Source organism: Microcoleus sp. Pol11C3 (genome assembly GCF_036701485.1).
In the GTDB taxonomy this organism is placed as follows: domain Bacteria; phylum Cyanobacteriota; class Cyanobacteriia; order Cyanobacteriales; family Microcoleaceae; genus Microcoleus.
In genome coordinates, this window is record NZ_JAUBQW010000034.1 from 37463 (window position 1) to 48940 (window position 11478).

Annotated in this window: 9 protein-coding genes; 5 read left to right on the forward strand and 4 right to left on the reverse strand. The window is 46.5% G+C overall.

Annotation, left to right across the window (positions count from 1 at the left end; translation table 11 throughout):
* Positions 1-158 precede the first annotated feature (158 nt).
* Positions 159-1070 carry an SGNH/GDSL hydrolase family protein gene (locus QUA40_RS10725; RefSeq protein ID WP_333125047.1) on the reverse strand — a complete coding sequence of 304 codons (912 nt, stop codon included), beginning with the start codon at positions 1068-1070 and terminating at the stop codon, positions 159-161.
* A 282-nt stretch (positions 1071-1352) separates the two neighbouring features.
* On the opposite strand from QUA40_RS10725, the gene QUA40_RS10730 reads away from it, so the two are divergent.
* On the forward strand, positions 1353-1955 hold the full coding sequence (locus QUA40_RS10730; RefSeq protein WP_333125049.1) for an IS607 family transposase: 603 nt from the start codon (positions 1353-1355) through the stop codon (positions 1953-1955).
* 351 nt (positions 1956-2306) lie between these two features.
* Here the strand turns inward: QUA40_RS10730 and QUA40_RS10735 are convergent, their stop codons facing one another.
* Positions 2307-3911 (reverse strand): ammonium transporter, encoded by a 1605-nt coding sequence (locus tag QUA40_RS10735; RefSeq protein WP_333125051.1) that lies wholly within the window; start codon positions 3909-3911, stop codon positions 2307-2309.
* Positions 3912-3994: 83 nt separating this feature from the next.
* A complete protein-coding gene (gene purE, locus QUA40_RS10740) occupies positions 3995-4516 on the reverse strand; it encodes a 5-(carboxyamino)imidazole ribonucleotide mutase (RefSeq protein WP_333125054.1) in 522 nt (173 codons plus the stop codon).
* A gap of 241 nt (positions 4517-4757) precedes the next feature.
* Here purE and nagA point away from each other — a divergent pair, with 241 nt between their 5' ends.
* From nagA to QUA40_RS10755, 3 genes are all read left to right on the forward strand, one after another.
* Positions 4758-5987 carry an N-acetylglucosamine-6-phosphate deacetylase gene (gene nagA / locus QUA40_RS10745; RefSeq protein ID WP_333125057.1) on the forward strand — a complete coding sequence of 410 codons (1230 nt, stop codon included), beginning with the start codon at positions 4758-4760 and terminating at the stop codon, positions 5985-5987.
* Between the two features lie 208 nt (positions 5988-6195).
* Positions 6196-6882 carry a magnesium protoporphyrin IX methyltransferase gene (gene bchM / locus QUA40_RS10750; RefSeq protein ID WP_333125058.1) on the forward strand — a complete coding sequence of 229 codons (687 nt, stop codon included), beginning with the start codon at positions 6196-6198 and terminating at the stop codon, positions 6880-6882.
* 267 nt (positions 6883-7149) lie between these two features.
* Positions 7150-7542 (forward strand): DUF423 domain-containing protein, encoded by a 393-nt coding sequence (locus QUA40_RS10755; protein ID WP_333125061.1) that lies wholly within the window; start codon positions 7150-7152, stop codon positions 7540-7542.
* 41 nt (positions 7543-7583) lie between these two features.
* Here QUA40_RS10755 and QUA40_RS10760 read toward each other — a convergent pair whose 3' ends face one another.
* Entirely contained in the window at positions 7584-8678 is a 1095-nt protein-coding gene (locus QUA40_RS10760; protein WP_333125063.1) for a hypothetical protein, read from the reverse strand.
* An 882-nt stretch (positions 8679-9560) separates the two neighbouring features.
* On the opposite strand from QUA40_RS10760, the gene QUA40_RS10765 reads away from it, so the two are divergent.
* A complete protein-coding gene (locus QUA40_RS10765; RefSeq protein WP_333125066.1) occupies positions 9561-10994 on the forward strand; it encodes a phosphoglucomutase/phosphomannomutase family protein in 1434 nt (477 codons plus the stop codon).
* Positions 10995-11478 lie beyond the last annotated feature (484 nt).

The window sequence follows — 11478 nt, forward strand, 5'->3', positions numbered from 1 at the left end:
GACACCAGAGTGTTTGGGGAGGGCGAGTGGAGGAGAGGGGGAGATTTTTGAGTTGGGGAGAGTGGGAGGCGGAGAGTGGGACGAGGAGAGGGGGAGATTTGGGGAGAATAGGACTTCCTCGTTCATCTTTTTTCTAACTAATGACTAATAACTAATGACTAATTTTTCAACTGCATCTGATCGAACAGTTGCAGGGCCGATCGCCAAACCAGATAACCTTGATCGTTAAGGTGCAAGCCGTCTGTGCTGAGTTCGGTTGGCAAATTGCCGTCAGCATCCGCAAACAGCGGGTACAAATCCAGATACAAAACATTTTCAGAACTAGCAATATCTTTGAGTCGCCGATTTATTGCCCGAATCCGACTGTTAGGAATCGCCAACAGCCGATCGCGATTTTCCCAAGTAGCTTGTTCGCCACTGTGCGGCAAAATCGACTGCACAACCACTTGTGCTTGGGGGTGAGCCCACCGCAAATCGCGAATAATCTGCCGCTGGTTGTCCAAAATCCCTTCGTCGCTGGCCCCCCGCAACAAATCGTTAATCCCGATCATCACAAACACCGTATCCGGAACAGTTCGATCGAACAACTGCAACCGCTTCAGCAAACCCACGGAAGTCTCCCCCGAAATCCCTTGATTCAGCCAAATTCGATCGACCGGTAACAGCTTCGTCGGAAACCACATACTCAGAGAATCCCCAGCCAAAACAGTCAGTCTGGAGGGTCGATTCGCCGCGGCCGCCTCAGCTTCCCGACCCAACTGCGTCACCCACTGCTGGTAAGTCCATTTATGTCGCGGTCCTGGAACGGGCACGTCTAGCACTGGCTTTGCAGAGGTAGCCGGTTGGTCAATTTGTTCCTGGGCGCCTTCTGCTATCACCGCAACACTCGCCCGGAAGCTTTCTGCCCAGTTGTGTCCCCGCAGCAGTAATTGAGCCACTGTGAATATCAGTACCCCATTCGTCACCAAAGATAGCAAAGCCCAAACCGGAACAGCTTTCGATCGGCTAACTTCCATCCCTAAGAGGGATTTATGAGTTCTACTTCTGCTACCTCCGCCAAACTTCTCCATAAACTCAAGCTATTTGCAGGCCTCACACCGAATAATTTGCACTGATTGCTGCATCAAATTTTACCGCTCAATTAAAGCCTCAATTCTTGTAAGAATCCAGCACTGTGCTGTGTTGGGCAAGGGCGGCGATGCAGAACTTTGCTTTTTAGCACTACTTTACCATAAAAAATCTGCCTACCAAACTTTCTGGCACCGCAATCGGATTTGTCAAAGCTGCAGCACTGCACAAAAATATATCTAAAAGTGATCGAACTTACTCAGTTCTGATGCTAAAATCCAAAAATGAAAAAATTAACTATAACTGAAGCAGCCAAAATTAAAGGTGTGAGCGCTTCCACCTTACGCAGGTGGGAAGCCGAAGGCAAGCTAATACCGGAACGCACGGCTAACGGTCACAGACGGTATGACCTAGCTCATCTTCTCGGCTTAAAACCCAACGGCGCTTTAACCATAGCTTACGCTCGGGTTAGCAGCCACGACCAAAAAGATGATTTAGACAGACAAAAACAAGTTTTGGAATTGTTTTGTGCATCTCACGGCTGGCAATTCCAAATCATTGATGATGTGGGTTCTGGGGTTAATTACAGTAAGGGGGGTTTACAGCATCTAATTCGGGCGATCGCAGACAATCAAGTAGAAAGGTTGGTATTAACTCACAAAGACAGACTGCTGAGATTTGGTTGGGAACTAATTTTTAATTTGTGCGAACACTTTGGGACAGAGGTAGTGATTATAAATCAAACCGAAAATACTAGCTGTGACGAGGATTTAGTTAAAGATATACTAGAAATAATCACTGTTGTCTCCGCCCGCCTTGATGGCAGCAGGAATCCCAAGAACAAACGCGTCGTTGAAGAACTTAAAGCAATTGCCGGTAAACTCTAATCAATACACCAGCTTGCAAAGTTCATTAGTTACAGATTCTAAATTACCAATTACCAATTATCGGCGCACATCTCATGCAATCGAAAACTAAAAATAAAATTATGCCCGCGTTCGCATTGAAGATTGAAACGCGAGCACAACGATAGACAGCCATAAGTAGGCGGATTTCACATTGTGGTTTTTCTGAATAAAGGCGTGAATTAGCTGATAAGTAGTTGGACACAATTAATTACCCCAAATACCGCCTAAAAACCTTGCCTATTCAAAAGTCTTGATGTAATTAATTCTGTCCGGTTACTTAAATAGCTAATCTAGGACACGAAAGCTGAATTGGTCGATCGAGCGCACACTCTACAGTTTTGTAGTCCTCCCCCCAGAACCCCCAGCATAACCGCCGTAGCCACCCTCAATTCTGTTGTCCAAGCTCGTTTCCTTCACAAACCCGTTGTAAGCTTCCATCCCGTGTTCGCCGATATCCAAACCTTCAGCCTCCTCTAAAGCAGAAACGCGGATACCCAACAAAGCTTTGAGTGCCAGCCAAAAAATCGTACTCAGCAGCACGGTCATCCCGCCTACAGAGATAATGCCGACCAACTGCGCCCAGAGTTGACCGAAACCTCCGCCCACAAGCAATCCCGCTTTCGGGAAGGCGTCGGTATAAATTCCCGTTCCAGGCCCGTCCGCAAACAAGCCAACTGCCAGAGTTCCCCAGATGCCGCAGACTAAGTGAACTGAAGTTGCCCCTACAGGGTCGTCAATTTTCAAGTTGTCGAAGAAAGTTACCGCGAAAACTACCAGGATACCGGCGATCGTGCCGATAATGGCAGAGTTGGGTACGTTGATCCAAGCGCAGCCCGCTGTTATCGCGACTAAGCCGGCGAGGATGCCGTTGATAATCATCGAAAGGTCGGGTTTGCCCAGGTACAGCCAAGCAGTAATGGTTGCAGCAACTCCCCCGAAGGCACCGGCAGTGTTGGTGGTGATCGCAATGTGGGCGATCGCATTTGCATCGACTGCCATTGTCGAACCGGGATTGAACCCGAACCAGCCCAACCACAGAATCAAACAGCCCAGGGTGGCAATGCTCATATTGTGTCCCGGCATCGCCACAGTATCGCCGTCGCGGTACTTGCCGATTCGCGGCCCCAAAAATGCCGCTCCCATCAAAGCCGCCCAACCGCCTACCGAGTGAACCACTGTCGAACCGGCAAAATCCCGGAAGCCTGCGTCTGCCAGCCAGCCGCCGCCCCAAATCCAGTGTCCGGTAATTGGGTAAGCAATGCCTACTAGCAGCAAGCTGAAAATTAAGAAGTCAAGGAATTTAACTCGCTCTGCAACTGCTCCAGAAACGATCGTGGCAGCAGTTCCGGCAAAAACTAATTGGAAAAAGAATTTAGCGTTTAGAGGCACTCCCGTCCAGTTTAATGCGCTGAAAATGCCTTGATAAGCGTCTCCTGTGGCGGGGCTGTTGTCCGCTACATTCCACAGAAAAAATCCGCCACTGCTGCCGATAAAACCGTTGCCGTTGCTGAACATTAATGCAAAGCCGATCGCCCAAAATGCGATCGTAGAAAGCGCAAAAACAATCAAGTTTTTTGACAACACGTTAACGGCATTTTTCTGACGGCAAAAACCGGTTTCCAACATACCGAAACCGGCGTTCATAAAGAACACTAGCATCGCCGCCACCATGACCCACATGGTATCCATGCCCACTTTAAGGCTTGCTAATTGTTCCTCGGTGGTCGGCCTGGGAGGGGTTTGGGCTACCGCCGCATATCCCCAAACCAAGACGATGATTGCTGCTATTGGTATGCAGGCTTGCCAACTGGGACTGAGGCGGGCGATCGTCCTTTGTAATTTTTTGAACCTGTTAACTTTGGTCAAAAAGTTAGCTGCTGGCAAATTTAAAGACTCCCGCCTGACTTGTTTCGACTTTTTCTTTCCGACAGTCATTTTAATCACTTTCACCCTCTTTACGGCTAGTAAGCTCAGCAATATTCGGAAAACTTTCCAATTTTACTACAAAAGTTTAGAGATTATTTATTTAGATTGAGATAGTTTTGATAGCCTAACTCTTCTAGCTGAGTTTGTTTTTTCATGACAGATTCCGACAAAGTTTTGCGGTAATCCAGGACTAGCTCTAGCAACTCTGGCTGGGAAACTGCTAATATCTGAACTGCCAGCAAGCCAGCATTCTTAGCGTTGCCGATCCCCACTGTTGCTACGGGTATCCCGGCTGGCATTTGCACGATCGAGTACAGCGAATCTACCCCTTGTAGGTGGCGGCTCGGTACCGGCACGCCAATTACTGGCAAGGGCGTTAAAGATGCTACCATACCTGGGAGGTGCGCTGCTCCCCCAGCACCTGCGATAATGACTTTCAAGCCTCGTTGGTGCGCGGTTTGGGCGTATTCCACCATGCGATCAGGGGTACGGTGCGCCGAGACGATCGCCACGGAGCAAGCAACACTGAATTCTTCGCAAACTGCGATCGCATCTTTCATGGTTGGCAAATCCGAATCGCTACCCATGATAATTCCAACTGTCGCTTGATTCATAAAATTTTCAGCTTTGAGATTTCAGATAAATGCTAATTTTAAATGATTGCGTTAACTCAAATTTAGATATTTTGTACCAAAACTGACCCTTAAAAGCAATTTGGCCACAAGCCCCCGTCAGAGCAGCCCAGGAGCCAGCAAAAAGTAAAAAGCTCCCCCTCCTGATCGCCAGCCACCGGATTTATCCGTAGCGAATATTAAATCTAAAATCTAAAATCTAAAATCTAAAATCTAAAATCGGATGACTGAAGCCACAACCCCAACTGCCGCCCGCACAGATATTCTCAATGTTCGCCTCCCCGGTTGCAAGGATTTGCAGATGCTTGCTGTTGACGAAACGGGCATCATTCAAGAAGTTTGGCCAATGGACGCCGTATTTAAACGGATTTGTCCTCCCGATTGGCAAGTGCTTGATGTAGCAGGCGATTGGCTTTCTCTAGGCGGTGTTGACTTGCAGATTAACGGCGCCCTCGGTTTTGCTTTTCCCGATTTAGAAAGCAAGCATATTGAAATGTTGCCGAAAATTTGTCAATTTTTGTGGAATCAGGGAGTCGATGCTTTTTTGCCGACTTTGGTTACAACTTCGCTGGACAAGTTTAGGCGATCGCTCTCAACTATAGCTGATTATATCCGCACTGTACAAAACGTTGCTCCTGCAACAATTCAACCCAAAACAGCGGAAATTCTCGGTGTTCACCTCGAAGGCCCTTTTCTCAACCCCCAGAAGCGAGGAGCTCACCCAGTTGAGTTTTTATTACCGCTAACTATAGAAAATGTCAAAAAAGTTTTAGGAGATTGGGGTGATATTGTCAAAATAATTACTTTAGCGCCGGAGTTAGACAGCACTGGCGAAGTCATTCCCTATTTGCAAAGTTTGGGAATTGCCGTCAGTCTCGGACACTCCCAAGCGACGGCAGAGCAAGCCCAACAAGCATTTGAGCGGGGAGCTTCAATGGTAACTCACGCTTTTAATGCGATGCCGAGTTTGCACCACCGAGAACCGGGTTTGTTGGGAGCGGCGATTGTTTATCCGGGCGTAAAATGCGGTTTAATTGCTGACGGGAAGCACGTTTCTCCGACAATGATTGATTTTTTGCTACGCGCTGGTAGGTATCAAAAAGGCGTTTTTTTAGTGAGCGATGCTTTGGCTCCTTTGGGTTTGCCTGACGGTGTTTATCCTTGGGATTCCCGACAAATTGAAGTCAGAAAAGGTACAGCTTGGGTAAGATTAGATTACCACTCGGCCCTGGAATCTGCTACTTTGGCGGGTACAACTCTGCCACTGTTGGCGGGAGTTCAGAATTTGGTGGAGTGGGGGATTTGCGATGCCGAAAGTGCGATCGCCCTGGCAACTGAATCTCCGAGAAGGGCGATCGGAATTTCGGGAATTATTGGCAAATCTGCCACTCAATTGTTGCGCTGGAATTTAAATGCGGCGACAAAGGAATTGACTTGGCATCGACTCTTTTAGCCTGTTATACCATTTTAGATTAAAGAATTGAAAAAGTGGGAATCGGCGAACTGGTATTGCCCGATTGATTTGAGATTTGAGATGTGCCGTTTTCATCAAATATCTCAAATCGCCAATCTAAAATCGATGGTTGCAAGTTGCGCGTTTTCGGAACCGGATTGCTATATAATATCTAACCGTTGGCAATAACTCAGCAGCAGGCAGATCGATGAATTTGGTAGACGACAAGACTATAGTTAGACAGTATTTTAACTCGACGGGATTCGATCGCTGGCAGCGAATTTACGGCGACGGCCAAGTCAATAAAGTTCAGCTAGACATCCGCACCGGCCACCAGAAAACGGTGGATACAGTCATCGAATGGCTGCAAGCTGACGGCAATTTACCCGGGCTTTGTGTCTGCGATGCCGGTTGCGGTGTAGGCTCTCTGAGCATTCCTCTGGCTGACGCTGGGGCAATTGTTTGCGCTAGCGATATCTCTGAAAAGATGGTAGCAGAAGCTTACGAGCGATCGACAGCAGTTCCCGGCAAGCTCTACAACATCTCCTTCGCCGCCCAAGATTTGGAAGCTTTAACCGGCAAATTCCACACAGTGATTTGTTTGGATGTGCTAATCCATTATCCTCAAAATAAGGCTGCAGAAATGATTGCTCACCTAAGTTCGATCGCCGAATCGCGACTAATTCTCAGTTTTGCCCCCAAAACTTTAGCACTCACCGCCCTCAAAAAATTTGGCGAACTTTTCCCCGGCCCGAGCAAAACTACTCGCGCTTACCAGCACCGCGAAGCAGATATTATCAAAATCCTAGAAAGCAACGGCTTTGTTGTTAACAGAACAGCCATGAATAGCACTAGCTTTTACTATTCTCGCTTGCTGGAAGCTGTGCGGAAATAGGTTAAAAATATCTATCTGCAAAAAAGCTAATTTATCATCAGCCTAGGGTGCGCCCCGCGCACCTTACCTTCCCAGAGTTAGGCCAGTGAACATCTCTACTATGCGATTGCTTCGGGGATGCTCGTAATGACAAGTAAGGCACGCACCGCGCACATTCGATATCAACAATTAGATGTTTTTCTCTCCTCCTTCTTCCGACGGACATCGGACTGACATCCGTTACAGAATCCGTTGCCGAACTTCCTTCTTCCCAATTCAATAAATATTATGTATACGCTAATTTTAATTCGCATTTTTATAGCAGCCGCAGCATTATTCGGAGGTTTATCCGTTGCAGGCGGTGCTTTCGCCTCCCACGCTTTGAAAAATCAATTGAGCGATCGAGCTTTAACCATTTTTGAAACCGGCGCCCGCTATCAAATGTACCATGCCCTAGCTCTATTACTCGTCGCTTTACTCTTGAGCCGCGCCCAAGAGTCTCAAACCTTTTTTGCAGTGTCTGGATGGGCTTTTATGGCCGGCACTATCATCTTTTCAGGCAGTTTGTACGCCCTGAGTTTGAGCGACATCAAATGGCTGGGTGCAATTACGCCACTGGGGGGAGTTGCTTTTATTGTTGGTTGGGGATCTTTGGCAGTCGCAGCTTTTAGTTTTAAATAGGCAACTGGTAAATTTTGAAACCATTACCAATTAGCAATTACCTAATTATCAAACACATCCCTGGAAAACATCTCTGTCAAAGTACGCAAGTAAGGTACAAATACCGTTAAATCTTCAGCAGGAAGCCGCTCGCATATTTCCCAAAACAAAATCAGCAGCATATCCTGCACTAACTCCCAACATACATGAAGTTTCGGGTACAACATCACGCAAATTGGAAACAATTCTTGCTGTACCGGGTGAATGCTACCTTCCAAAACGCACCAGCACAAATAGCTTTGAAAAATCTCGACATCCCGGATACCAGAAATTTTTATTTCCCGATCGCTCAAATACCCGCTGCTGCTGCGGTATCCTTGATGCTGTGAACTAGCTCGATCGTACACTGCACTAGCAATCTGAGTCGTGTGCTGCAATAAATGCTGAACAGCTAATAGAGCTTTTGAATTCGGGGGCTGATTCGCCGCAGCCTCGTTAATCTCTCCGTAAGGAATGTGCAGGTAGTCGTCTACAACTTTTAAGTATGGCGCAAATTCCGCTCGCTCTGACTCCGAAAGGCATCCTAACAAAATTTTGCTAGTGTATTGAAACTGCATTGTCACAAATCCCAGCACTAACGAATCTGTCTGTGAGTATTTTCGCCTCACTTTGATAATATCTTTTCCCACCAGCACTGACAAGCGGAAAACAGGTTCTCTATCCGCATAAGCGTCTATTGCTTTCCGATATAAAGTGCGAGTGTCGGCGGCAATTTCTAAAGAATTAATTAAACTAGGAGCGATCGCGTGGCGCTCTATTTGTTTCCCTAAAAGAGCTTCTACTCTACTCCAAGCTATCTCGCTGGCTAATTTCAGGGTATCTGTCAATTTGTCAACGATTGGAGCTCTATTTCCCTCAAAATTAGTTAAATCGAGCCTTGGGAGAATTTGGCGTGGCGCTTGGTTCTCTCGTGTCGCAACTGTACTGTAATATTTTTTTGCCCAGCTAACTGCGAAGGAAGAAACGCTGACACCTTTAGCTTTTGGGAGTTTTTCTGTGTCCAGTCCGGTAATACCTTGGGACGCCTGACTTGCGCCCTGTTGAAGTTGGTCTGCTGCTGGTAAAGATTTTGAAGATATTTGTGAAATACCCGTCATGATAAACCTCGTTTTTTTATTAAGTCGCACCCGGTCGATTCTCCTAATTTTTAACGTTGTTAACTACAATTTTCTGCATTTGTTACGCTGACAGTCATCAGCCATTACGCTTAAAGCTATAAGCCATTTGGCTCGACTGCCTGCATCTTTTATAAGTTGCACGTTAATAACGTTATTTATTGTGCGATCGATCACCATCACCCTGTGATCGCGATCCTAATTTATGTTTTTCACCTATAAAGAGGTCTGTAAATAAATTTAATTTGTCTTAGAAGCTGAGAATTAAAGTCAAGTCTGCCTCAAAAAAACTGATACTTGAAATACTTTATCTTTGTTTTGAAGCGCTTTGGTAGATCGCCCTAATTTCTTAATGAAGCTAGGCTAAAGCACGATGAGCGGTGACTTTTGTTAATTTATTTCCCTAGCTAAATTAGAAATGTATTTTGAGCCTGGCGATTGTTAGGAAACCCTAACAAGTTCAACTATGGGCTTTTATAGAGAAAGAATTAAGTGTGAAATGAGAATCAGATTTATGTGCATTTCGTTAATGCTATTGCCAGCAAGGTTTTTGCGATCAGTTTTTTAGCTTCCCCGTGAAGCGAAGCTATCCCGTAGGGAATCGCCCGCAATAGATCGTCGTCGATTTGATCGGCAACGACCCTTCACAACCGGAATTAGCGACTGACTAGCCCGATCACTCCCACATTTTGCCAACTCTGAGTTTTTTGAGTCCTCTGCCGGAGGCCGAAGCCTGTCTCTACAACGATAGGATTAGGTTGATGCGGGCCCCACGGGCGATCAATCCTCACAAACAGCACGGCCGGTACGTCTTTAAGGCTATGGCTTCGGGTAGGATTAGTAGGACGAGAGGAAGTGGATAAAATGAGCGCTAGCAGCAATTCAACTGAAATTAAGTTCGGAACCGATGGGTGGCGGGGACTGATTGCCCATGACTTTACTTTTGCCAACGTGCGAAAAGTCACCAGGGCGATCGCCAGTTACCTAGAAACCGCTTACACCAAAGACCGCCCAGTTCTAGTCTCCTACGATACCCGCTTTCTGGCAGACGAGTTCGCCCGCACGTCGGCTGAAGTATTGGCAGATTTGGGATGGACTGTGAAAGTGGTCGATCGAGATTGCCCCACACCAGTCATCGCCTACAGCGCCAAGCATCTAAACTCCGCAGGAGCCCTGATGTTCACGGCTTCGCACAATCCCGCACCTTACTGCGGCATCAAATACATCCCCGACTACGCGGGTCCGGCCACCCCGGAAATTACTGATACAATTGTGGCAAATATTGCTGGTGCTTCTGATGCCCCAGCCAAAGGCAGCCACAACGATAAAATCTCCAGTTTTGACCCGAAACCCGAATATCTGAAGTTTCTTTATACTTTGATCGATGTGGAGCGGATTCGCTCTGCGAAATTGAAGGTGAAGTACGACGCTCTCTACTCGACTTCTCGCGGCTATCTCGACGGCGTTTTGGAACACTGCGGCTGCGATGTCGAAAGTTTTCATACCTACCGGGACGTGCTGTTTGGGGGCGGAATGCCCGAACCCAAGGGGGAACAGTTAGTTGAGTTGGTGGAAGCTGTTAAGAAGGATTCGGCGGATTTGGGTTTAGCTACCGATGGCGACAGCGATCGCTTTGGTATTGTTGACGAGTTGGGAAATGTCTTGACTCCAAATACTGTACTGTTGCTGCTGGCGCGTCACTTGGTTAAGAATAAAGGATTGACTGGGGCGATCGTCCGTACAGTCGCAACTACCCACTTGCTGGACAATTTGGCCGCCAAGTACGGTTTAACAATCTACGAAACCGCAGTCGGTTTTAAATACATCGGCGAAAAAATGCGGGAAACTGCCGTACTCATCGGTGGAGAAGAATCTGGCGGTTTGAGCGTTTTGGGTCACATTCCCGAAAAAGACGGGATTTTGGCTGATATGCTAGTTGCTGAGGCGATCGCCTATGAAGGCAAACCGCTTTCTCAGCTAGTCGAAGAAGCCATTAAAGAAGCCGACGGCCCCCTGTACAACAAACGCTTAGACTTGCACCTAGATGACGCCCACAAAGCAGCCGTTTTGGACTCTTTTACCAAGAATCCCCCGACGGAAATAGCGGGTATCGGCGTTAAGGAAATCGGCCGCAAAGACGGGATTAAACTTTATCTTGAAGACGGCGGCTGGGTACTGCTGCGGCCTTCGGGAACCGAACCCCTAATGCGCGTTTACATGGAAACTAATTCTGTGGAAAAAGAAAGCCAAGTTGCCCAACACATGGAAAAGGTAATTTCTCAGTTAGAACCTGTTTAAATTTCTACCTATTCCAAGGGGGGTTTTTCCTCTAGCGCTTGGGATTATTGTGAGGTGCGCCGGGCGCACCTTACGTATTTTTGATAACTCTCACAAAGTTTCTGAACATTAAATCATCCATACTGCTGGGCCAGTTATATATTTGCAATACACTTGGATTTGTTTAAGTTTGGGAAGTGGAAATTTATTTATGTTTGTTAAGTTTTTAATTAATTAAAAAAAATTTTATATTTTTTCCGTCTCTACTTGACTTTTCCCCTAATCTTATTGTACATTATTATATAATGGGGTGTTTACAAAAATAAAAATTTTACACATATTTCAATTATAAAACAAGTATAAGCTGTCAAACATCTAAACTGCATTAACTAAGTTACCTTTATTTTTTATTTTTCGGTTCCATTTCATAATTAGGGCTTGCTGAATAATCGATCGCAAACTATGAATAGGAGCGACCGATATATTCAAACTCAACTAAAGATAA

Excerpts from the sequence above, each read along its gene's own strand:
- QUA40_RS10725 (WP_333125047.1), bottom strand. The coding sequence starts at position 1,070 with ATGGAGAAGTTTGGCGGAGGTAGCAGAAGTAGAACTCATAAATCCCTC.
- QUA40_RS10730 (WP_333125049.1), top strand. The coding sequence starts at position 1,353 with ATGAAAAAATTAACTATAACTGAAGCAGCCAAAATTAAAGGTGTGAGC.
- QUA40_RS10735 (WP_333125051.1), bottom strand. The coding sequence starts at position 3,911 with ATGACTGTCGGAAAGAAAAAGTCGAAACAAGTCAGGCGGGAGTCTTTA.
- purE (WP_333125054.1), bottom strand. The coding sequence starts at position 4,516 with ATGAATCAAGCGACAGTTGGAATTATCATGGGTAGCGATTCGGATTTG.
- nagA (WP_333125057.1), top strand. The coding sequence starts at position 4,758 with ATGACTGAAGCCACAACCCCAACTGCCGCCCGCACAGATATTCTCAAT.
- bchM (WP_333125058.1), top strand. The coding sequence starts at position 6,196 with ATGAATTTGGTAGACGACAAGACTATAGTTAGACAGTATTTTAACTCG.
- QUA40_RS10755 (WP_333125061.1), top strand. The coding sequence starts at position 7,150 with ATGTATACGCTAATTTTAATTCGCATTTTTATAGCAGCCGCAGCATTA.
- QUA40_RS10760 (WP_333125063.1), bottom strand. The coding sequence starts at position 8,678 with ATGACGGGTATTTCACAAATATCTTCAAAATCTTTACCAGCAGCAGAC.
- QUA40_RS10765 (WP_333125066.1), top strand. The coding sequence starts at position 9,561 with ATGAGCGCTAGCAGCAATTCAACTGAAATTAAGTTCGGAACCGATGGG.